At 63.0% G+C, this 20,966-nt stretch carries 18 protein-coding genes; 13 read left to right on the top strand and 5 right to left on the bottom strand.

The window, feature by feature from the left end:
* Positions 1-23: 23 nt before the first annotated feature.
* Positions 24-653 (bottom strand): PH domain-containing protein, encoded by a 630-nt coding sequence (locus ABCW42_RS14805; RefSeq protein ID WP_133202231.1) that lies wholly within the window; start codon positions 651-653, stop codon positions 24-26.
* 79 nt (positions 654-732) lie between these two features.
* Here ABCW42_RS14805 and ABCW42_RS14800 point away from each other — a divergent pair, with 79 nt between their 5' ends.
* The 7 genes from ABCW42_RS14800 to ABCW42_RS14770 all read left to right on the top strand — a co-directional run bounded on the left by ABCW42_RS14800 (position 733) and on the right by ABCW42_RS14770 (position 11,090).
* The gene (locus ABCW42_RS14800; protein WP_423181929.1) at positions 733-2,601 is read left to right on the top strand and encodes an ABC transporter ATP-binding protein; all 1,869 of its coding nucleotides are present in this window, start codon (positions 733-735) and stop codon (positions 2,599-2,601) included.
* Positions 2,602-3,027: 426 nt separating this feature from the next.
* Entirely contained in the window at positions 3,028-4,710 is a 1,683-nt protein-coding gene (locus ABCW42_RS14795; RefSeq protein ID WP_423181928.1) for a peptide ABC transporter substrate-binding protein, read from the top strand.
* Positions 4,711-4,848: 138 nt separating this feature from the next.
* On the top strand, positions 4,849-5,778 hold the full coding sequence (locus ABCW42_RS14790) for an ABC transporter permease (protein WP_423181927.1): 930 nt from the start codon (positions 4,849-4,851) through the stop codon (positions 5,776-5,778).
* A gap of 7 nt (positions 5,779-5,785) precedes the next feature.
* A complete protein-coding gene (locus ABCW42_RS14785) occupies positions 5,786-6,736 on the top strand; it encodes an ABC transporter permease (RefSeq protein ID WP_423181926.1) in 951 nt (316 codons plus the stop codon).
* 11 nt (positions 6,737-6,747) lie between these two features.
* The gene (locus ABCW42_RS14780) at positions 6,748-8,460 is read left to right on the top strand and encodes a dipeptide ABC transporter ATP-binding protein (RefSeq protein ID WP_423181925.1); all 1,713 of its coding nucleotides are present in this window, start codon (positions 6,748-6,750) and stop codon (positions 8,458-8,460) included.
* 280 nt (positions 8,461-8,740) lie between these two features.
* Positions 8,741-10,669, top strand: a complete 1,929-nt coding sequence (typA, locus tag ABCW42_RS14775) for a translational GTPase TypA (protein WP_423181924.1) — start codon at positions 8,741-8,743, stop codon at positions 10,667-10,669.
* Between the two features lie 43 nt (positions 10,670-10,712).
* The gene (locus ABCW42_RS14770; protein ID WP_423181923.1) at positions 10,713-11,090 is read left to right on the top strand and encodes a hypothetical protein; all 378 of its coding nucleotides are present in this window, start codon (positions 10,713-10,715) and stop codon (positions 11,088-11,090) included.
* Here ABCW42_RS14770 and ABCW42_RS14765 read toward each other — a convergent pair whose 3' ends face one another.
* Entirely contained in the window at positions 11,091-11,597 is a 507-nt protein-coding gene (locus tag ABCW42_RS14765) for a helix-turn-helix domain-containing protein (RefSeq protein WP_423181922.1), read from the bottom strand.
* 63 nt (positions 11,598-11,660) lie between these two features.
* On the opposite strand from ABCW42_RS14765, the gene ABCW42_RS14760 reads away from it, so the two are divergent.
* Together ABCW42_RS14760 and ABCW42_RS14755 are read left to right on the top strand one after the other, a co-directional pair.
* A complete protein-coding gene (locus ABCW42_RS14760; RefSeq protein WP_423181921.1) occupies positions 11,661-12,941 on the top strand; it encodes an MFS transporter in 1,281 nt (426 codons plus the stop codon).
* Between the two features lie 10 nt (positions 12,942-12,951).
* Positions 12,952-13,965: a hypothetical protein gene (locus tag ABCW42_RS14755; RefSeq protein WP_423181920.1), complete on the top strand. Its 1,014-nt coding sequence runs from the start codon at positions 12,952-12,954 to the stop codon at positions 13,963-13,965.
* 395 nt (positions 13,966-14,360) lie between these two features.
* Here the strand turns inward: ABCW42_RS14755 and ABCW42_RS14750 are convergent, their stop codons facing one another.
* Complete coding sequence (locus ABCW42_RS14750; protein WP_423181919.1) at positions 14,361-14,603, bottom strand: hypothetical protein; 243 nt, start codon at positions 14,601-14,603, stop codon at positions 14,361-14,363.
* A gap of 135 nt (positions 14,604-14,738) precedes the next feature.
* Here ABCW42_RS14750 and fdxA point away from each other — a divergent pair, with 135 nt between their 5' ends.
* From fdxA to ABCW42_RS14735, 3 genes are all read left to right on the top strand, one after another.
* Positions 14,739-15,065 carry a ferredoxin gene (gene fdxA, locus ABCW42_RS14745; RefSeq protein WP_018776555.1) on the top strand — a complete coding sequence of 109 codons (327 nt, stop codon included), beginning with the start codon at positions 14,739-14,741 and terminating at the stop codon, positions 15,063-15,065.
* A 15-nt stretch (positions 15,066-15,080) separates the two neighbouring features.
* Positions 15,081-16,229, top strand: a complete 1,149-nt coding sequence (dapC, locus tag ABCW42_RS14740) for a succinyldiaminopimelate transaminase (protein WP_423184911.1) — start codon at positions 15,081-15,083, stop codon at positions 16,227-16,229.
* Between the two features lie 231 nt (positions 16,230-16,460).
* On the top strand, positions 16,461-17,744 hold the full coding sequence (locus ABCW42_RS14735; RefSeq protein WP_423181918.1) for a citrate synthase: 1,284 nt from the start codon (positions 16,461-16,463) through the stop codon (positions 17,742-17,744).
* Positions 17,745-17,880: 136 nt separating this feature from the next.
* Here the strand turns inward: ABCW42_RS14735 and ABCW42_RS14730 are convergent, their stop codons facing one another.
* Positions 17,881-19,080 carry an IS30 family transposase gene (locus tag ABCW42_RS14730; protein WP_423181917.1) on the bottom strand — a complete coding sequence of 400 codons (1,200 nt, stop codon included), beginning with the start codon at positions 19,078-19,080 and terminating at the stop codon, positions 17,881-17,883.
* Positions 19,081-19,163: 83 nt separating this feature from the next.
* Positions 19,164-20,180 (bottom strand): UDP-glucose 4-epimerase GalE, encoded by a 1,017-nt coding sequence (galE, locus tag ABCW42_RS14725; RefSeq protein ID WP_423181916.1) that lies wholly within the window; start codon positions 20,178-20,180, stop codon positions 19,164-19,166.
* Between the two features lie 114 nt (positions 20,181-20,294).
* On the opposite strand from galE, the gene ABCW42_RS14720 reads away from it, so the two are divergent.
* Complete coding sequence (locus ABCW42_RS14720) at positions 20,295-20,921, top strand: TetR/AcrR family transcriptional regulator (RefSeq protein ID WP_423181915.1); 627 nt, start codon at positions 20,295-20,297, stop codon at positions 20,919-20,921.
* Positions 20,922-20,966: the final 45 nt, after the last annotated feature.

Raw genomic sequence — 20,966 nt, 5'->3', positions numbered from 1 at the left:
GGCTCCTTGAGGCCCGAGGGGCCTCATTGGATGAAGATCGCCCAGTAGCTCGCCGCGGCGAGGACTATGGTGCCACCGAGGCGGAGCCATTCGATCCTCACGGCCACCGCCGTGTCTTCGGCGCGGCCGGGCTCGACGCGTCCGGATTCCACCAAGTCCCGCCAGCGGGCGCGGACCAGCACCGCGGCGGCCCCCGAATCCGTGTTCCGGAGGTCTCCGGGACGGACCGAGCTGCCTGGACCGTACGTAGTTTCCGGAAGCCCCCGCAGGTGCTCCGGGCGGGCGTTCCGGCCACCCCAGATGCCGGGGGCCGGAGCTGCCCAAGCAGGGTACTTCTTGTGCGGGGTCATGAGGGTGAGGGCGTACCGCGTATCGACCTGCACCAAGGCATCCCAAGGGACGTCAATGGTTCGGTACGGATTTTCCAAAGTCACGCCCGAGTCCATCACCAGCACGGCCGGCCGCCAGAAGAGCAGCCATCCAAGGAATGCGAGCAGCAACAGGGGAGCAGTTCCCGGAAGGTTCCGTGGTCCGCCGACGGCGAGCGTGACGATGATTCCAATCGCGGCAACCGCCCAGCACGTCCAAGCGAGCAGCTTGCTGGTTCGCGCCTTGAAGATTTCGACATTTCCGGCATGCGGCTCAGGGCTCATGCCCCTAATAATTCAGGATTCCGGGCTACTTCACTAATCACCTTGTGGAGGGTGGCCCGGGTGGAAGGGAAGACCCACGATGACTGACAACGCTATTCCCGAACCGGAAGCCACACCGCTGGAAACGGCCTCGGACAGGCTGGAAACCGCTTCGGACAGGGTTGAGCCGGGACGCGTGGTCCTGGAAGTGCGCGACCTCAGCGTCGACTTCGGCGTGGAGAAGAAATGGGTGCCGGCCGCGATTGGGCTGAACTACGAGGTCCGGGCAGGTGAGGTCCTGGCGATTGTCGGCGAGTCCGGCTCGGGGAAGAGCGCGAGTTCCATGGCACTCTTGGGGCTGTTGCCAAGCAACAGCCGCGTGAGGGGCAGCGTCAAGCTCGGGGGCAAGGAGTTGCTCGGGGCCAAGGCTTCGGCCATCAGGGAAGTCCGCGGCAAGGACGTGGCGGTGATCTTCCAGGAGCCGATGACAGCACTTAACCCCGTTTACACCGTAGGCGCCCAGATTGTGGAGACCCTGCGGCTGCACAACGCAATCTCGCCGGATGAAGCGAAGCAACGCGCCCTGCGGATGCTCGAGCTCGTGGAACTCCCCGATCCGGAAAAAGCTTTCAAGTCCTACCCGCACCAGTTGTCGGGCGGGCAGCGGCAACGCGCCATGATCGCCCAATCGCTGTCCTGCGACCCCAGGCTCCTGATCGCGGATGAACCGACCACCGCCCTGGACGTCACGGTGCAGGCCGAAATCCTGGATTTGATGCGGCACCTCCGGAACAAGCTGGACAGTGCGATCGTGCTGATCACGCACGATATGGGCGTGGTTGCCGACCTCGCGGACCGCATCGCCGTCATGCGCAAAGGCGTCATCGTGGAGACCGGAACGGCGCAGCAGATCTTCAGCAATCCGCAGCACGAATACACCCAGGCGCTCTTGGCCGCCGTCCCGCACCTCGGCCAAAGCGCGGAGTCCGCGGATGTTGACGTCACCGCTGCCTTGGCAGCCGCAACCAAGACGGAGCTGGACTCCGTTGAGCACGACGAGTTGCTGCGTCGCGAGCGCGAGAATCAGGAAGCCCTGAAGGCTGCCGCCGAGGAAGCGGCACAGCCCAAAGGCAACCCGGTCCTCGAATTGATCGACGTCGCCATCGAGTACCCGAAGCAGGGCCGCGTCCCCGCCTTCCGCGCGGTCGAAGGCGCCAACCTCGTGATCTACCCCGGGCAGGTCGTAGGGCTGGTCGGCGAATCCGGTTCCGGCAAAACGACCATTGGACGTGCCGCCGTCGGGCTCTTGCCGGTAGCCGCAGGCAAGATGCACGTGGTGGGGCAGGATATTTCAGCAGCCAAGCGGAACGGCAAGCAACTCCACCAGGTCCGGCGCGATATCGGCATGGTCTTCCAGGACCCGTCGTCCTCGCTCAACCCGCGTTTGCCGATTGGTGAGAGCATTGGCGAGCCGATGTACCTTGCCGGTGTGGCCAAGGGCGGCGACTTGCAGAAGCGGATCGAGAACCTCCTCGACCAAGTGGAACTTCCTCGGAGCTATCGCAACCGATACCCGCACGAGCTGTCCGGCGGCCAGAAGCAGAGGGTTGGAATCGCCCGGGCGTTGTCGCTCCAGCCCAAGTTGATGGTGGCGGATGAGCCGACGTCGGCGCTTGATGTTTCCGTGCAGGCCAAGGTGCTGGAACTCTTCCAGAGCCTCCAAAAGGAACTGGGGTTCGCGTGCCTCTTCGTCACTCACGACCTCGCCGTGGTGGACGTGCTGGCGGACCGTATCTGCGTGATGCAGCGCGGGCGGATCGTGGAGCAGGGAACCCGGGACCAGATCCTGCGCAACCCGCAGGAAGCGTACACGCAGCGGCTGTTGGCTGCTGTTCCCCTTCCGGACCCCGAGAAGCAACGGGAGCGCCGGGAATTGCGTGAACAGTTGCTGGCCGCCGGGATCGAGTAGCGCCCTCCAGCGCCCACTTCCAGCGTGGCAGCATAGCCTGCCCTGAATGACGAAGGAGCCCCGAGCCAACCGGCTTCGGGGCTTTTTTGCGCCTGTGGCGCTGATGCTTGAATCCATCTCCGCGGTGTTTCGGGTACTGCGAAAAACCCCTGATTTCCGCGGGAAAACAAGGGTCAGGCATGACGAGTGTACCAGCGAGTAACCTGTTACGTGAAGTGACTGCTTCATTTACTTGAAATGACTGCTTCATTACTAAAACTGTCATATGCATAATCGCTTGAAAGTGCCAAGAGGATTCCATATTTCGGACAAGCTGTGGTTAGGATTACACATCCATGTAGGCCTCGTCACAGGACATCTCTGTGCCTGGCCCAGCGGCAACCGTGAGTTGCCGTGACTAATCCCCCTGACTCCATAGGAGGCGGAATGCGTTTTTCGCGCACTTCCACAGCTCTTGGCTTGCTGGCGGTTGCCGCGCTTGCCCTTACCGGTTGCGGCGGCGGCGCCAGCACCGGAGGCAGCGGCCAGGCCGCCGGCGATCCGAACAAGATCATCACCGCATACAGCAATGAACCCCAGCACCCCCTGATGCCGGCCAACACCAACGAGGTGTATGGCGGCCGCGTCGTCGAGCTCCTTTTCGAGGGCCTGACCAGCTACGACGCCAGTGGAAAGACCGTGAACGAACTCGCGGACTCCATTGACACCACCGATGGCCAGAACTACACGATCAAGGTCAAGAAGGGCACCAAGTTCACCAATGGCGAGGAAGTCACCGCCAAGAGCTTTGTCGATGCCTGGAACTTCGCCGCGCTGAGCACCAATGCCCAGGCGAGCAGCAGCTTCTTCGAGTCGATCGAAGGCTATGACGCCGTCAGCGCCACCAAGAAGGAAACCGGAGCGGACGGCAAGTCCAACGACGTGCCTGCGCCGACCGCCCAGACGATGTCCGGCCTGGTCCTGAAGGACGACTACACCATCTCCGTGAAGCTGTCGCAGCCGGAAGCCGACTGGCCCCAGCGCCTCGGCTACTCCGCGTTCATGCCGCTTCCGGCCGAGGCGCTGAAGGACCCGAAGGCATTCGGCGAAAACCCGATCGGCAACGGCCCCTACAAGATGGCAGCCAAGGGCGCCTGGCAGCACGATAGCCAGATCGCCCTCGTCAAGAACGCCGACTACCAAGGCGAGCGCACTGCCAAAAACGGCGGCGTGACGTTCAAGTTCTACACCGATCCGGCACCGGCCTACACCGATATCCAGGCCAACAACCTCGACGTCACCGATGTCCTGCCGACCAACGCCCTGAAGACCTACACCACGGACTTCCCGGACCACAACCTGAACAAGGCCTACGCCGGTAACGCGACGCTCAACATCCCGAACTACTTGCCTGAATTCCAGGGAGAGGCCGGCAAGCTCCGCCGCCAGGCCATTTCCATGGCGATCAACCGAGACGAAATCACCAAGGTTGTCTTCAGCGGAACCCGCATCCCGGCCAAGGACTTCACCTCTCCGTCGATTGACGGCTACAACGACAACGTCCCCGGATCCGACGTCCTGAAGTTCGATGCTGCGAAGGCCAAGGACCTGTGGGCAAAGGCAAACGCCATTAGCCCGTGGCCCGCCGGCAAGGTCCTGCAGCTCGCCTACAACACCGACGGCGGCAACAAGGAATGGATCGACGCCGTTGCCAACAACCTGAAGAACAACCTCGGCATCCAGGCCGAAGGCCAGCCGTTCGCAAAGTTTGCCGAGATCCTGAACCTTCGCAAGGCAAAGACCCTTCCGGGCTTCACCCGCGCTGGCTGGCAGGCAGACTACCCGTCCCTGTTCAACTTCCTGGGCCCCGTCCTTCAGACCGGCGCCAGCGCCAACTACGAGGGCTACAGCAACCCGGCTTTCGACAAGCTGCTCCAGGAAGGCCTTGCCTCCAAGACCACGGCGGATGCAAACCAGAAGTTCACCCAGGCACAGGAGATCCTTTTCCAGGACCTGCCCAACCTGCCTCTGTGGTACCAGGCCCGCCAGGTCGTCTGGAGCCAGAACGTGAGCAACGTCGACTCCGGCTGGAACGGCGACCTGCTCTACTACAACATCACCGCTAAGTAGTCCACTGGACCTGTTCCAAGCTCGCTAGCGCATTTGGGGGTCCGGTGTCACACCCGGGCCCCCGAACGGGCTTGCACCGGCACGAAAGCTGTCCCACATGAAATCCCACATTTCCACGAGCCTCGAGGGAACCTTGCTGTGATCCAGTACATCCTCCGGCGTCTGCTGCAGGTCATTCCTGTCTTCCTGGGCACCACCCTGCTCGTCTACTTCATGGTCTTCGCCCTCCCCGGCGACCCCATTCGCGCACTGTTCGGCGACCGGCCGCCGAGCGAAGCCGTCATTGCCGCGCTTCGCCAGCAATACAACCTGGACCAGCCGTTCTGGGTCCAATACGGGCTGTTCCTCAAAAACCTGTTCACCTTCAACCTCGGCGTGGACTTCACCGGACAGCCGATCGCTGCCACCCTCGGCCGCATTTTCCCGGTGACTGCCATGCTCGCCATCGAAGCCCTCGCCATCCAGGCGGTCTTCGGTGTTGCGTTTGGCCTGATCGCCGGCCTGCGCAAGGGAAAGCTGTTCGACTCCACGGTGTTGGTCGCATCGCTTGTTGTCATTGCCGTTCCCACTTTTGTCCTGGGCTTCGTGCTCCAGCTGCTCGTCGGCGTCCAGCTCGGCTGGGCCAAGCCAACGGTCGGTTCGAGCGCTGACTGGGGGACGCTGATCCTGCCGGCGACAGTTCTTGGCCTGGTGTCCTTCGCCTACGTCTTGCGCCTGACCCGTGCTTCGGTCATCGAGAACATGAACGCCGATTACGTCCGCACCGCCACCGCGAAGGGCCTCTCGCGCCCCCGGGTGGTCCTGGCCCATATCCTGCGGAACTCCATGATTCCCGTGGTCACCTACCTGGGTGCGAACCTCGGCGGCCTCATGGGTGGCGCCATCGTCACCGAAGGAATCTTCAACGTGCCCGGCGTCGGGCAAAAGCTCTACCAGGCGGTGATCCGCAGCGAAGGCCCCACCGTCGTGGCCATCGTGAGCGTATTGGTCCTGGTGTTCGTCGCCGCCAACCTGTTGGTCGACCTCCTGTACGCCTGGCTTGACCCCAGGATTCGCTATGAAAAGTAGATCCGCTATGAAAAGTAACCGCCAGATCGAGCACTATGTTGCCCCCATCGACGAGACGCCCCTGCTGGCGACCGATACGCTCAAAGTAGACGCAGCACCGCTGAGCCTGTGGGCGGATGCGTGGCGGAAGCTCCGCCGTCGTCCGCTCTTCATCATCTCGGCACTCATGATCTGCCTGCTTCTCGTCGTCGCGTTCTTCCCGGGCGTGTTCACCCAGACTCCGCCGAACGACAACTGCCAGCTAAGCGACTCCCTCGCGGGCCCATCGGCCGGGCACCCCCTCGGATTCACGTTCCAGGGCTGTGACATCTACTCCCGCATCATCCATGGCACCCAGGCGTCCCTGACTGTCGGCGTCGTGTCCGTCATCTTCGTCCTCATCATCGGAGTGGCGCTGGGCGCCCTTGCCGGCTTCTTCGGCGGCTGGATCGACACGGTCATTGCGCGCCTCGGCGATATCTTCTTTGCCCTTCCGCTGGTCCTTGGCGCCCTGGTCGTCACCCAGCTCCCGTTCTTCCGCGAGAACAAGAGCGTCTTCACGGTGGTCATGGTCATCGTGATGCTCGGTTGGCCGCAAATGGCGCGCATCACGCGCGGCGCGGTCATCGAGGTCCGCAACGCAGACTTCGTCACCGCCGCACGCTCCTTGGGCGTCTCGAAGATCGGAACGCTGGTCCGGCATGTGGTACCGAACGCCCTTGCGCCGATCATCGTCCTGGCCACCATGGAACTCGGCGTCTTCATTGTCACGGAGGCAACGCTTTCCTTCCTCGGCATTGGCCTGCCCGGAAGCATCATGTCCTGGGGCAACGACATTTCCGCGGCGAAGGACACGCTGCGCACCAACCCCGAAGTGCTGCTGTATCCAGCGACCGCACTGTCCATCACGGTCCTGAGCTTCATCATGCTTGGCGATGCGCTGCGGGACGCCCTTGACCCCAAGAGCCGCAAGCGATGAAGGAGGCAATAATGACAACGTCCAACGTGACCATCAACGAGGCCGATACCGAAGAGCGGCCGCTCCTGGAAATCAGGGACCTCGCCATCTCCTTCCAAACGGCCAACGGGGAATTCCAGGCCGTCAAGAACGCGCACCTGACCATCATGCCGGGTGAGACGGTCGCCATCGTGGGGGAGTCCGGTTCCGGGAAGTCGACGACGGCGCTCGCGGCGATCGGCCTCCTGCCGGAAAACGGCAAGGTTTCCGGCGGCCGGATCCTCCTCGACGGCGAAGACATCTCGCACGCACCCGAAAAGCGGATGATCGAACTGCGTGGCAACACGATCGGCATGGTTCCCCAGGATCCGATGTCCAACCTCAACCCGGTGTGGAAGATCGGCTACCAGGTTCGTGAGACGCTGCGGGCCAACGGTAAGCCCAACGCCCCGGCCGACGTCGCAAGGGTCCTGGCCGAAGCGGGCCTGCCGGACTCGGCGCGGCGCGCGAAGCAGTACCCGCACGAGTTCTCCGGCGGCATGCGCCAGCGCGCCCTGATCGCCATCGGCTTGTCCTGCCAACCCCGGTTGCTGATCGCGGACGAACCGACGTCGGCGTTGGATGTCACTGTGCAGCGGCAGATCCTGGACCACCTCGAGACCATGACGTCGGAGCTTGGCACGGCAGTCCTGCTCATCACCCACGACCTCGGGCTCGCCGCCGAGCGGGCGGACAAGGTAGTGGTCATGTACCGCGGAAACGTGGTGGAAGCCGGACCCTCCCTGGAACTGCTGCGCAACCCGCAGCACCCGTACACCCAGCGGCTCGTCGCGTCGGCGCCGTCGCTGGCTTCGCGCCGGATCCAGGCGGCCAAAGCCGAGGGCATCCAGGCCGAAGAGCTCCTGGCGCCCGCCGAGACCATCGTGGAAAAGGCCCTGACCGAGGACGTGCTGAAGGTCGAAAGCCTGAGCAAGGTCTTCAAGCTGCGTTCGGGCATCGGCAAGGCCACGGACTTCACCGCGGTGGACAACGTTTCGTTCAACGTCAAGCGCGGTACGACGACGGCGATCGTGGGGGAGTCGGGATCCGGCAAGTCCACAGTGGCCCAGATGGTCCTCAACCTCCTCTCGCCCACATCCGGCCGGATCGTGTTCGACGGCGTGGACACCTCCACGTTGAAGAGCCGGGAGATCTTCTCTTTCCGTCGCCGCGTCCAGCCGATCTTCCAGGATCCGTACGGTTCCCTTGATCCGATGTACAACATCTTCAGGACCATCGAGGAACCGCTCCGGACCCACAAGATCGGGGACAAAGCCAGCCGCGAAAAGAAGGTCCGGGAACTGCTGGACCAGGTGGCGTTGCCGCAGAGCACCATGCAGAGGTACCCCAACGAGCTCTCCGGCGGCCAGCGGCAGCGCGTCGCGATTGCCCGGGCTTTGGCTTTGGACCCCGAGGTGATTATTTGCGATGAAGCCGTCTCGGCCTTGGACGTGCTGGTCCAGGCCCAGGTGCTGAACCTCTTGGCTGAGCTGCAGGCCAACCTCGGCCTGACTTACCTCTTCATCACGCACGACCTTGCTGTGGTCCGGCAGATCGCCGACCACGTATGCGTCATGCAGAAGGGCAAGCTCGTTGAAACCGGAAGCACGGACGAAGTCTTCGATTCGCCGCAGCAGGACTACACGAAGGCGCTGCTCAATGCGATCCCGGGCGCGAGCCTCATGCTTCCGCCGGTGGTGGCCTGAGCCGCAGCATTGAGCTGAGGTGCGGCCTGGGCCGCCGTGCGAGCTGCCGATTGGCCGGTGTCCCCCGCGGGATGCCGGCCTTTCGGTTTGTCTGGAACCGCCCAACCCTGTGATGAAGAGCACAAAATAGTGCCCGTCAAGACGATTTTTAGGCCAACAAATACCGCAGCGTTTAGACTCTAATAAGGTGCCCTGTGCAAAGGGTCTGATCCGTCGTGCGTTCCGGTTGGGGATGTCGCGATACCACAGCTGACTTCACCACTGAATCGAGCCATAACGCATGTCTGAAACCACTACCAACATCGCTGCGGCCACTGCCTCGCGCAGCGACCTGCGCAACGTCGCGATTGTGGCGCACGTTGACCACGGCAAGACCACCCTGGTCGACGCCATGCTCAAGCAGACCAACTCCTTTGCCGAGCACAACCACCTCGAAGACCGCGTCATGGACTCCGGTGACCTGGAACGCGAAAAGGGCATCACGATCCTCGCAAAGAACACCACGGTTGCCTACAACGGCCCGTCGTCGAACGGCGAGACCATCACCATCAACGTGATCGACACCCCCGGCCACGCCGACTTCGGCGGCGAGGTGGAGCGCGGCCTGTCCATGGTTGACGGCGTTGTCCTCTTGGTGGACGCTTCCGAAGGTCCGCTGCCGCAGACCCGCTTCGTGCTGCGCAAGGCCCTCGCCGCGCACCTTCCCGTCATCCTGCTCGTCAACAAGACGGACCGTCCCGATGCCCGCATCGAAGAGGTTGTCCACGAGTCCATGGACCTGCTTCTTGGCCTGGCATCCGACCTCGCGGACGAAGTTCCCGATCTTGACCTCGACAAGGTCCTCGAAGTTCCCGTGGTCTACGCGGCCGCCAAGGTGGGCCGCGCGTCCCTCGAGCAGCCGGCTGACGGCGCCGCTCCGGATAACGAAAACCTGGAACCCCTCTTCAAGACCATCATCGAGCACATCCCCGCTCCGAAGTACAACCCCGAGGGCGTCCTCCAGGCTCACGTCACCAACCTCGACGCTTCGCCGTTCCTCGGCCGCCTTGCCCTCCTGCGTATCTACAACGGCACGCTCCGCAAGGGCCAGACCGTCGCTTGGGCGCGCGCCAACGGTGAGTTGAAGAACGTCAAGATCACCGAACTCCTCGCCACCAAGGCCCTGGACCGTGTCCCGGCAGAGTCCGCCGGCCCGGGCGAGATCGTGGCTGTCGCCGGTATCGAGGAAATCACCATCGGCGAGACCCTCACCGACGTCGAGAACCCGCAGCCGCTTCCGCTCATCACGGTTGACGACCCCGCGATCTCCATGACCATTGGTATCAACACCTCGCCGCTGGCCGGCAAGGTCAAGGGCGCCAAGGTCACGGCCCGCCAGGTGAAGGACCGCCTGGACAAGGAACTGATCGGTAACGTCTCCATCAAGGTTCTGCCCACCGAGCGTCCCGACGCCTGGGAAGTCCAGGGCCGTGGCGAGCTCGCGCTGGCCATCCTCGTCGAGCAGATGCGCCGCGAAGGCTTTGAGTTGACGGTCGGCAAGCCGCAGGTGGTCACCCGCACCATCGACGGCAAGCTCCACGAGCCGATGGAACACATGACCATCGACGTTCCTGAGGAATACCTCGGCGCCGTCACGCAGCTCATGGCTGCCCGCAAGGGCCGCATGACCAACATGGCCAACCACGGAACCGGCTGGTGCCGCATGGAATTCATCGTTCCTGCCCGTGGCCTCATCGGCTTCCGTACCAAGTTCCTCACGGACACCCGCGGCGCCGGTATCGCGTCCTCGATCTCCGAGGGCTACGAGCCGTGGGCCGGCCCCATCGAATACCGCACCAACGGTTCGATGGTCGCCGACCGTGCCGGTGTGGTCACCCCGTTCGCCATGATCAACCTTCAGGAGCGCGGTTCCTTCTTCGTGAAGCCCACGTCCGAGGTCTACGAAGGCATGATCGTCGGCGAGAACTCCCGCGCCGACGACATGGACGTCAACATCACGAAGGAAAAGAAGCTCACCAACATGCGTGCGGCGTCTTCGGATTCCTTCGAGAACCTGACCCCGCCGCGCGAGCTGACCCTCGAAGAGTCCCTCGAATTCGCCCGCGAAGACGAGTGCGTGGAGGTCACCCCGGAAGACATCCGCATCCGCAAGGTGATCCTGGACGCCAACGAGCGTGCCAAGGCGACCCGTGCGCGCGCCAAGGCCTAATCAGGCCCTGCCTGCAGCCTGACGCATCACACGGATAAATGAAATGAATAGAAGAGCCGCTGGAACACTACGTGGAATTGCCGTAGCTGTTCCGGCGGCTCTTTTTGCTGCCTTGGCCGGCACGGCGTTGCACAGGCAATCCGTTAAGGCATCCGGCGTCGACATCTTCTGGGGTTGCGCTGCCGCGCTGCTCTTGCTGGCGGCGCTCCAACTGCTGTTGGGTGCATGGTCGCGTTCTTTGATCCCGACGGCGGTGGTCGGGATTGGCTGCTACGCAACGGTCGGGTTCTTGTCGACCGGCGGGACGGGCAAGCAGCTGATCGTCGCGGACCTGCCCGGAAATGTGTGGGTCTTCGGGATCGCGGCAGTGACTGTCGTCATGCTCTTGTGGTGCCACCGGTACCGCCGCCGACGTGAGTAGCTAATCCGCCGTCGGATCCCGGTGGTGGGCGATCAGCAGCGAGGTGGCCTCGCCGTCGTCGTCCGCGGGCAGTTGCATGTATTCCTCCACCACGGCGCGCAACTTTGCCATCATCTCCTGTTGGCGGGCGGCGTTGAACTTCACCCCGAGCCGCCAGACGTCGATATCCTCCGGAGCGAGCCCGCGGGTTTCCTGAACGAAAGTCTCAATCAGGACCGGCGAAATGTTGTCTACAGGAGTGCTCCACGACGTTCGCGTGGCGATATACGGTACCTCCTTAGCGCCGCGTTTTCCTTTGCGGCCCTCCTGCGGAGCGAGGAAACCGGTACGGACCAAGGTCCGGACGTGGTGCAGGCTGGACGCCGGATTGATACCCAGCAAACCGGCAATTTCCTTGTTGGTACGTGCTTGGTGCAGGCACAGCCGAAGGATCCTCAAGCGCAGGGGTGAGCTGAGGGCCCGCCCCTTGGCGACAAGATCGGCATCGGTCCGCCCTTGTTCGGTCATGGACGCCAGTGTAGCCATCCATAAGTGATTGACATATCCCAATCAGTGCGTGAAACTGGGCGCGTGACTGCCGGGACCACGCGCACAGACCAGTTCGCCGCATCACTCTGGCGAGACAGGAACTTCGTAACTTTCTGGTCGGGCCAGGCGGTCAGCCAGTTGGGTGCGCAACTGGGGCAACTCGCCTTTCCCGTCCTTGCCGTGGCGCTGCTGTCGGCAAGCGAATTCGAAGTCGGGGCGCTCAATGCTGCGGGGTTGGCGGCGTTCCTTGTGATCGGACTTCCGGCCGGGGCATGGGTTGACCGCTGGTTGAAGCGCCGGACCATGATGCTGGCCGACCTCGTCCGTGCCGTTGCGATGGCAAGCGTCCCTGTCCTGTGGTGGTCGGGTGCGCTCCAGATGTGGCACCTCTACGCGGTGTCCGCCGTGGTGGGGGCAGCGACCGTCTTCTTCGATGTCTCCTACCAGAGCTACGTCCCGGTGCTTGTTGACGCCGCACGGGTGCCACAAGCCAACTCGAAGCTTGAGGCTACCTCGCAGATTGCACGCATCGGCGGTCCCGCAGCCGGTGGCGCACTCCTGGCAGTTGTCTCGGCACCCGTGCTTTTTGTCGGAGAAGCCGCCGGTTATCTCTTGTCCGCCGTTTTCCTGTTCCGGACACGGGATGCCGAACAGCGGATCCCGACGGCGGATCGGTGTCCGTTGGGCAGCGAGATCAAGGAGGGCCTCGTCTTTGTTGCCAAGCACCCGTTGATCAGCAGGATCGCCGCGTGCACCGGCGGAGTCAACTTCTTCACGACCATTGCCTTCACGCTGATGCCGATCCTGGTGTTGCGGGAATTGGAATTGGGACCGCAAGGCATGGGCCTCATCATGGCGGTGGGTGCCGTCGGTGGATTGATCGGAGCTGTTGCCGCGCCGCGTTTCGCCGCCTGGATCGGCGAAGGCACCGCCATCCCGGTGGCATCCATCATCAGCTCGGCCTTCGTCCTCCTTGTCCCGCTGAGCGTATTCGCCCCGGAGCGTTGGATGTCGCTGGTGATGCTCATCGTTTCCGACTTCGGTTTCGGCTTCGGTGTCCTGGTGTACAACATCATGCAGCTCAGCATGCGGCAGCGCGTGTGCCCGCCCCGCCTCCTCGGGCGAATGAATGCTTCCATCCGATTCGTGGTGTGGGGTGTCATGCCCGTTTCGGCGCTTGCCTCGGGCCTGCTCGCGGAGAACTTGGGACTCGTCCCCACGCTCTGGATTGCCTTGGCCGGCAGCGTGCTCAGCGTGGTGCCGGTGTTGTTCTCCCCGCTGACGCGAATGCGTACGCTCCCCGACGCCGTCCACCACCCCTGACCCCCGGAGCATGCCCATTCTTGGTGCTCAACAGTGGACATATTGGCAATATGCGCATTCCTTGGCCTCCGCGCCGCGCATGCTCATTGGTCATCGCGGAGCATGCTCATTGCCGATGCCCAGGAATGGACTTCCGCGTTGTCCACATACGGCAAAACGTGCCTTCTGCCGACTTCCCGAGGCGGGAGACGATGGCGGCATGCACAAGATCGATGGCGTACTTTCGAAGTTCGACGGCGTTGCACGCGCCAAACATTTTGCGGCGGCTGGAATCTCCGATTTTCAGCTGAGGGCAGCGCTGGCCACGGGACAGGTCAGCCGGGTGGCCCGCGGAGTTTATGCGAGGCAGGGAGCGAATCCCACCCTGGTAGCTATCCGTTCCCTCCCGGCCGAACCAGCCTGTATCTCGGCCGCTGAATTTGCAGGATTGTGGGTCGTCGAAAGGCCACGCGTGCCGCATGTTGCCGCCCCGCATAGCCGAAAATATCCCGGATTCATATGCCACAGATCTGCGGCTCCTCCCACACTGCTGGATTCGGTTGTCCAAGCGTTGCGATGCATGCCGGATTTGGACGGCCTCGTCATAGCCGAGTCCGCAGTGGCGCTAGGCAAAGTCGAGCTGTCCGCATTGCGCACCCGACTTACCGGACGGAACGATGCGCGCGAGCGCCGGCTGGTGTCAATGATCGTGCCGCAATCCCAGTCGATCATTGAGTGCATTGCGAGGTTCCTGCTGCGTCAAGCCGGATTTCACGTCGAGTCGCAAGTGAACATTCCAGGCATGGGGCATCTGGATCTCATGGTGGATGGGAGGCTGGGAATTGAAACCGACGGAACCGGCTTCCACATGGACAAGGCGAGTTTCGAAGAAGACCGACGCCGCTGGAACGTCACCACCAGGCTCGGCGTACCCACATTGGTGGTGAGCCATGCCCTATTGGTCCAAAGGCCTCGAGAGTTTGTGTGGATGGTCAGGGAAACGTTGAAATCCCTCGATCGCGGCCTTACGACACAAGCGGCTTAGCCCACGGGCATGACGGGAGCACTGGGGATTTCGAGGTAATGGCCGGGATTAGATACAAAACTCGACTCCACTAAAGCATCGCGTCTATAGATTCGCGTCGAGTAAAGAACAGCGTCGAGCCGGATTAGCGTACGCATCCCGGATTAGAGCGAGCGTCGGGCTATAGAAATGTGTTGGCCCGGATGAGCGAAACGAGTCGGGCTGGCAAAGGACATGCCCAGCTCTGTCCGCGAAAAATGGACATGCTCCTTAGCGGAGCGTTTGCCGCCGAGGAGCATGCTCATTGCTAGGCGCAAGGAATGGACATATGGGGAATATGCGCATTCCTTGGCCTGAAGGAGGCGCATGCTCCCTTGGGGTGTGGGCGGGGGCGCATGTCCATTGGGAGGGGGGGCCTACGCTCGACTAGTCCGGGCTTCGCGGCGTGGGGGCGGGGGCGGGACTTCTTTGGCCGCTACCACGAGCGCCAGGGGGATCTCGACGTCGGACTGACGGGTGCGGACGGTGCAGGAAACAGCGGTGGCGGATAACAAGTAGCCGAGGGCGTCGGTGAAGCCGCCATCTACCCGGTAACGCACGACTACCCGGGTCCCGGAGGCAGCGTTGAGCAGGAAATCCTGGGGATGGAGGAAGGTCACCAGTTCATAGTAGGACGCCCGAGTAGGTTGGCGAGTTCGGGCTGGTGGATAATAGGCTCAGAATTCGATGTACCGGCAACAACGCCGGTGGTACTACCCGGGGATTTCCGGGGCAACTGTGGAGAGGCAAGGGACGTGACCTACGTAATCGCGCAGCCATGTGTGGACGTCAAGGACAAGGCGTGTATTGAAGAATGCCCTGTCGACTGCATCTACGAAGGTGAACGGTCCCTGTACATCCACCCGGACGAATGCGTCGACTGTGGTGCGTGCGAGCCCGTTTGCCCCGTGGAAGCCATCTACTACGAAGATGACACTCCTGAGGAATGGGCAGACTACTACAAGGCCAACGTCGAGTTCTTCGATGACCTCGGTTCCCCTGGCGGAGCAGCCAAGATCGGCAACACCGGGAAGGACCACCCGTTCATCGCGGCCCTGCCCCCGCAGAACCAAGACCACTAAGGACGGTTGCCCCTCTTGATTTCCGCGGCCCCCGCCTTTGGACTCAACCTGCCCGATTACCCGTGGGAAGCCATGGCACCTTATGTGGCCAAAGCTGCGGAACATCCGGACGGCGTGGTGAACCTTTCCATCGGCACGCCCGTGGACCCTACGCCGGCGTTGATCAGGGCCGCGCTCGCCGGGGCCGCTGATGCCCACGGTTACCCGACGGTTCACGGCACGGAGGCCTTGCGCGAAGCCGTGTCCGGCTGGTTTGCCAGCCGCCGCGGTGTCCCTGGCCTTGACCCGCGGGACATCATGCCGACCGTCGGATCCAAGGAACTGGTGGCCTGGCTGCCGTTCCTCCTGGGACTCGGCGCGGGAGACGTCGTCGTCCGGCCCACTGTGGCGTACCCGACCTACGACATCGGGGCCATGCTCGCAGGGGCTACGCCGGTAGCAGCGGACAATCTGGACGAGCTGGATGCCGCGACCCGCGCGAAGGTTCGTCTGGTCTGGATCAACTCTCCGGGCAACCCCACCGGAAGCGTCCGGGACGTTGAGTCCCTTCGGGAGATCGTCGCCCAGGCCCGGGAAGTCGGTGCGGTGGTGGCCTCGGATGAATGTTACGCCGAACTCGGCTGGGGCGAATGGGACGCCCAGCGTGGCGGCGAAGCCGTCCCCAGTGTGCTGGACCCCCGCGTTTCAGGCGGTTCCACGGACGGCTTGCTGTGCGTCTATTCGTTGAGCAAGCAATCGAACCTCGCAGGATACCGGGCGGCTTTCGTTGCCGGTGACTCGTCGATCGTGGCGAATCTGGTCAACAGTCGCAAGCACGCCGGCATGATCGTTCCGTTCCCGGTCCAAGAAGCCATGCGCGTCGCACTCGGTGACGCCGGGCACGTCCTGGACCAGAAGGATCTCTACCGGGGCCGCCGCGAACGGCTCCTGCCGGCGCTCCAAAAGTTCGGCTTGGTGATTCAGGAATCCAAAGCCGGCCTCTACCTGTGGTCCACAGCGGGGGAGCAGACCTGGGATACCGTCCAGCGTTTCGCTGATCTCGGCATAGTGGTCGGCCCGGGCGTGTTCTACGGCGAAGCCGGCAACGGCTTCATCAGGGTGGCGCTCACGGGTACCGACGAACGCATCGATGCCGCCGTCGAGCGCCTCAACGCCGCTCAGTAACAATCCTGTGACTTGTGGCACAGGGCGCGTCATTCCGCCAGTAATCGGAGCTAGTGAATTAGTTTGTCCCGCTTACTGGCGGTAGCTTTTAACTGACTATCAATGGTGGCTTTCCCCGCGAAAGCAGTCCCGCCCATCACTCCTGCGGACCCGCAGGCCAAGGGCGGTGTCACCAGATGGTGGTTGGATCAAGCTTTCGACCGAGGCCAAGAGCCTCATGAAGGGGACTCCATGACTGAGACCACCAGCGCTACCCTGCGCCATGCCGGCGGAGAGCTCGAGCTCCCGCGGATCAAGGTTGTAGAAGGGAACGAAGGATACGACGTTTCCAAGCTGCTGAAGCAGACGGGCGCCGTCGCCTATGACCCCGGCTTCATGAACACCGCCGCCACCACGTCGGCAATCACTTACATCGATGGCGACGCCGGCATCCTGCGCTACCGCGGCTACCCGATCGAGCAGCTTGCCCAGCACTCCAGCTTCCTGGAAGTTTCCTACCTGCTGATCTACGGCGACCTTCCCACCCCCGTGGAGCTGGAAGAGTTCGACCGGAAGATCCGCCGCCACACCCTGTTGCACGAAGAGCTCAAGGGCTTCTTCGGCGGCTTCCCGCGTGACGCGCACCCGATGCCCGTGCTTTCTTCGGCCGTTTCCGCGCTGTCCACCTTCTACCAGGACTCGTTGGATCCGTTCAACCCGGAACACGTGGAAGTGTCCACGATCCGCCTCATGGCCAAGCTTCCGGTCATCGCGGCCTACGCGCACAAGAAGTCCATCGGCCAGCCGATGCTGTACCCGGACAACTCCATGAACCTGGTGGAGAACTTCCTGCGCTTGAGCTTCGGCCTGCCGGCAGAGCAGTACGAACTCGATCCGGTTGTGGTCAAGGCCTTGGATCTCCTCCTGATCCTGCACGCAGACCACGAGCAGAACTGCTCCACGTCCACCGTCCGCCTGGTGGGCTCGTCCAACGCGAACCTCTTCGCTTCGGTTTCGGCCGGCATCAATGCACTCTTCGGTCCCGCGCACGGTGGCGCCAACGAAGCTGTGTTGAAGATGCTGCGCCAAATCCAGGCCGAGGGCATCAAGCCGGAGGACTACATGGAGAAGGTCAAGAAGAAGGAAGACGGCGTCCGGCTCATGGGCTTCGGGCACCGTGTCTACAAGAACTACGACCCCCGGGCGAAGATCATCAAGGCCACCGCGCACGAGATCCTTGGCAAGCTTGGCGGCAACGACGAACTCCTGGACATCGCGCTGCGGCTCGAAGAGAAGGCCCTGGCGGACGATTACTTCATCCAGCGCAAGCTCTACCCGAACGTCGACTTCTACACGGGCCTGATCTACAAGGCCATGGGCTTCCCGGAGAAGATGTTCACCGTCCTGTTCGCGATTGGCCGCCTCCCCGGCTGGATCGCCCAGTGGCGCGAAATGATCAACGATCCCCAGACCAAGATCGGCCGTCCGCGGCAGCTCTACACAGGGGAACCTGAGCGCAACTACCCGGCGGTCTAACGCCGTGCGCACCAACTGACATGACGACGGCGGCCGCTCACCTCGCGAGGTGAGCGGCCGCCGTCGTTTCCAACGCGGGGTCATTTACGGCCCGTCCCGGGCGCTCAAAGTCAACTGGTCGTTGCAACAATGGGGTTTAGGCTGCGGTGGCGATGAGTTGGCGCATGCGTTGCTTTGGGGTCTCGAGGTTCAGTGTTGGGCGGGGCCGGTTGTTGAGTTTCTCGGCGATGGTCTCGAGGTCGTCGGCGGTGAAAACCGAGAGGTCTGTGCCTTTCTCGAACCAGTGGCGCAGCAGCCGGTTGGTGTTCTCGTTGGTTCCGCGCTGCCAGGGTGAGTGCGGGTCGCAGAAGTACACCCCCGCGTCCAATGCCATCTGGATGCGGGGGTACTGGACCATTTCGGAGCCGCGGTCCCAGGTCACGGTTTTGATCAGCTGATCCGGGAGCCGGCGCATCTGGGCGATCATCGCATCGGCGACTTCCTGGGCGGTGTGCCGGCCGGGCAGGTGCAGCAGGATCGTGTACCGGGTGCTGCGTTCGACCAGGGTGCCGACGGCGCTGCGGCCGTCCTTGCCCACGATGAGGTCGCCTTCCCAGTGCCCGGGCACGGCACGGTCAGCGGCCTCGGCGGGGCGTTCGGAGATCTTCGGAGCATCCTTGTAGTGCTGGCCTGCGTTTCCGCGGGGTCGCTCACCGCGGGGCGTTCGTTTGCTCCGGCTGGTGCTCAGGCACCGGTAAAGATCCTTGCGCAGCTCGCCCCGGCCCTGGACGTAGAGGCTCTGATAGATCGTTTCGTGGCTGATCTGCATGCTCTCATCGTGACCGAAGGTCTCCCTCAGAACCAAGGAGACCAGCTTCGGGGACCAGCCATCATCCATCGCGTCCTCGACGTACTTGACCAGCTCCGGGTTCTGAAGCCGGAACGCCTTGGGGCGCCGGGCGCGCTGATGGGTGAGTATCTGCGCCACATCGGCCTGATACGACCCGTCAGCTCCCCGGTTCCGACGGATTTCCCGCCACACCACCGACCGGTCCCGGCCGATTTCCCGGGCGATCGCCGCGACCCTGGCGCCCCCGCGGACCCGGATCATGATCACCGCCCGGTCCACCAGATTGAGCCGGTTCGACCCGGCCCGGACAGCCGGCACCGGGCCCGCCTCAACACCGCCGTCAACACCCCTACGCATCCGCATGCCGCCAGTCTTGCCCAACCACCGCTGCGTATTACTGCGCCACACCCCAATCCGGGCAGAGGCTTCCTTGACCGACACCCCCTGCCGCAGAAGAGAAAAGAACTCATCCTTCAGCGCATCGGGCGCCCGATAACCACTCGGCATGGCAACCTCCAAAACTCAGAATGTTGCAACGACCGTATGATTCTGCGGCGACACAATGGGCCGTAAATGACCCCGCGTTGCTGTCAGGACTGCCTGTAGCCGAACGGGTTGTTCTTTTGCCAACGCCAGTGGTCTTCGCACATCTGCTCCACCGATTTCGTGGTGGACCAGCTGAGGTCGGCGAGGGCCGATGACGCGTCGGCCCAGAATGCGGGAAGGTCTCCGGAGCGGCGCCCGGTGATCTCGTAGGGCAAGGGGCGGCCCACGGCGCGTTCGAAGGCATGGAGCATCTCGAGCACGGAGGTGCCCTTCCCCGAGCCAAGGTTCCAGCGGTGCACGCCCGGGCGGGCTGAGACGTAGTCGAGGGCGGCCACGTGCCCTTGGGCGAGATCGACGACGTGGATGTAGTCGCGCAGGCAGGTCCCGTCAGGCGTGTCGTAATCGCCGCCGAACACCATGAGCTTTTCGCGTCGACCGACCGCCACTTGGGCGATGAATGGCACGAGGTTGTTGGGAATGCCCTGTGGATCCTCGCCGATCTTCCCCGAGGGGTGCGCGCCGACCGGGTTGAAGTACCGGAGCAGGGCGATATGCCAGCGCTCGTCGGCGGCCCCCAGATCCGTAAGGATGTCCTCGATCTGTTCCTTCGTGCGCCCGTAGGGGTTGTTCGCACCGATCTCCATCTTCTCGACGTAGGGGATCGGATTGTGCTCCCCGTACACGGTCGCCGAGGAACTGAACACGATGGATCGGACGCCGTGCTTGTCCATGGCCCGGAGCAGGTTCAAGGTGCCCACGATGTTGTTGTAGTAATAGCTGAGCGGTTCCTGCACTGACTCACCCACCGCCTTGAGGCCGGCGAAATGGATGACGGCGTCGATGCTGTGCTGATCGAACACGGACTCGAGCGCAGATTCATCGACCAGGTCCACCTCATGGAAAGCCGCCGTCCTGCCGGCAAGTTCCCCCACCCTGCGCAGCGATTCTTCGCTGGAGTTCACGAGGTTGTCCACCACCACCACTTCGTGTCCACTTTCCAACAAGGACAGAACGGTGTGCGAGCCGATGTAGCCGGTGCCACCCGTGACAAGAATTCTCATGGGACCAACGCTAGCGAACTTTTGTGGAGCCACGCTGTGTGTTGCATTGACCACAACCGTGCGGCTCGGGTGCGCCGCCGGCGCCGTTCAAGCACGTTCGTGCTAAAAAGATCTGTGCCCAAGATTGTTGATGCCGAAGCCCGGCGCCAGGACGTCGTCGACGCCGTCTTCAGGATCATTGCAAGCGATGGCTTGGAGCGCGCTTCGTTGCGGGAAGTGGCCGAGGAGGCGGACCTTGCCGTCGGTTCGGTCCGGCACTATTTCGCCAGCAGCGATGACTTGCTGGTCCATTCCTTCGCCGTGGTCATCGACCGGATTGTCGGGCGGCTCGAGGACGCGTTCGCGACGGTCGAATCCGTGGAACGGGACTCGCCGGATCACGACCGTGCCGTGTTAACTCTTCTGGGCCAATTCCTGCCCTTGGACGAGGAACTCGCCGTCGACTCTTGCGTGTGGATGGCCTTCCGCCATGCCGCCCGGATCAAGCCCGTGCTCGCCGAGGAGGCCGGGCGCAGCCACCGCGCGGTGGCCGCCGTCGTCGGCCGCTTGGTGATGCGGATGATGCCCGACGGCGGAACGAGCCAGGAGCGCCTCGTCACCGAAGCGGAGCGGCTGTTGGCGACGATGGACGGGCTCTGCATGCATGCGCTCCTTCAACCGGAATGGATGACGGCCGAGGTGTGCGGAGATGTCCTGCAGGCCCATTTGGCCACGCTTGGACGACTCCCGAGTAACCGTTAACGTCGCGGCCCATCGGGAATAGACTGGAACTCTGAGCGGGCACCT

Source organism: Arthrobacter sp. NyZ413 (assembly GCF_049390645.1).
GTDB lineage: Bacteria > Actinomycetota > Actinomycetes > Actinomycetales > Micrococcaceae > Arthrobacter.
This window is presented reverse-complemented; position numbering and strand designations above follow the sequence as displayed.

Coding starts and splice junctions, on each gene's coding strand:
- ABCW42_RS14805 (WP_133202231.1), bottom strand. CDS start 653: ATGAGCCCTGAGCCGCATGCCGGAAATGTCGAAATCTTCAAGGCGCGA.
- ABCW42_RS14800 (WP_423181929.1), top strand. CDS start 733: ATGACTGACAACGCTATTCCCGAACCGGAAGCCACACCGCTGGAAACG.
- ABCW42_RS14795 (WP_423181928.1), top strand. CDS start 3,028: ATGCGTTTTTCGCGCACTTCCACAGCTCTTGGCTTGCTGGCGGTTGCC.
- ABCW42_RS14785 (WP_423181926.1), top strand. CDS start 5,786: ATGAAAAGTAACCGCCAGATCGAGCACTATGTTGCCCCCATCGACGAG.
- ABCW42_RS14780 (WP_423181925.1), top strand. CDS start 6,748: ATGACAACGTCCAACGTGACCATCAACGAGGCCGATACCGAAGAGCGG.
- typA (WP_423181924.1), top strand. CDS start 8,741: ATGTCTGAAACCACTACCAACATCGCTGCGGCCACTGCCTCGCGCAGC.
- ABCW42_RS14770 (WP_423181923.1), top strand. CDS start 10,713: ATGAATAGAAGAGCCGCTGGAACACTACGTGGAATTGCCGTAGCTGTT.
- ABCW42_RS14765 (WP_423181922.1), bottom strand. CDS start 11,597: ATGACCGAACAAGGGCGGACCGATGCCGATCTTGTCGCCAAGGGGCGG.
- ABCW42_RS14755 (WP_423181920.1), top strand. CDS start 12,952: ATGCCCATTCTTGGTGCTCAACAGTGGACATATTGGCAATATGCGCAT.
- ABCW42_RS14735 (WP_423181918.1), top strand. CDS start 16,461: ATGACTGAGACCACCAGCGCTACCCTGCGCCATGCCGGCGGAGAGCTC.
- ABCW42_RS14730 (WP_423181917.1), bottom strand. CDS start 19,080: ATGCCGAGTGGTTATCGGGCGCCCGATGCGCTGAAGGATGAGTTCTTT.
- galE (WP_423181916.1), bottom strand. CDS start 20,180: ATGAGAATTCTTGTCACGGGTGGCACCGGCTACATCGGCTCGCACACC.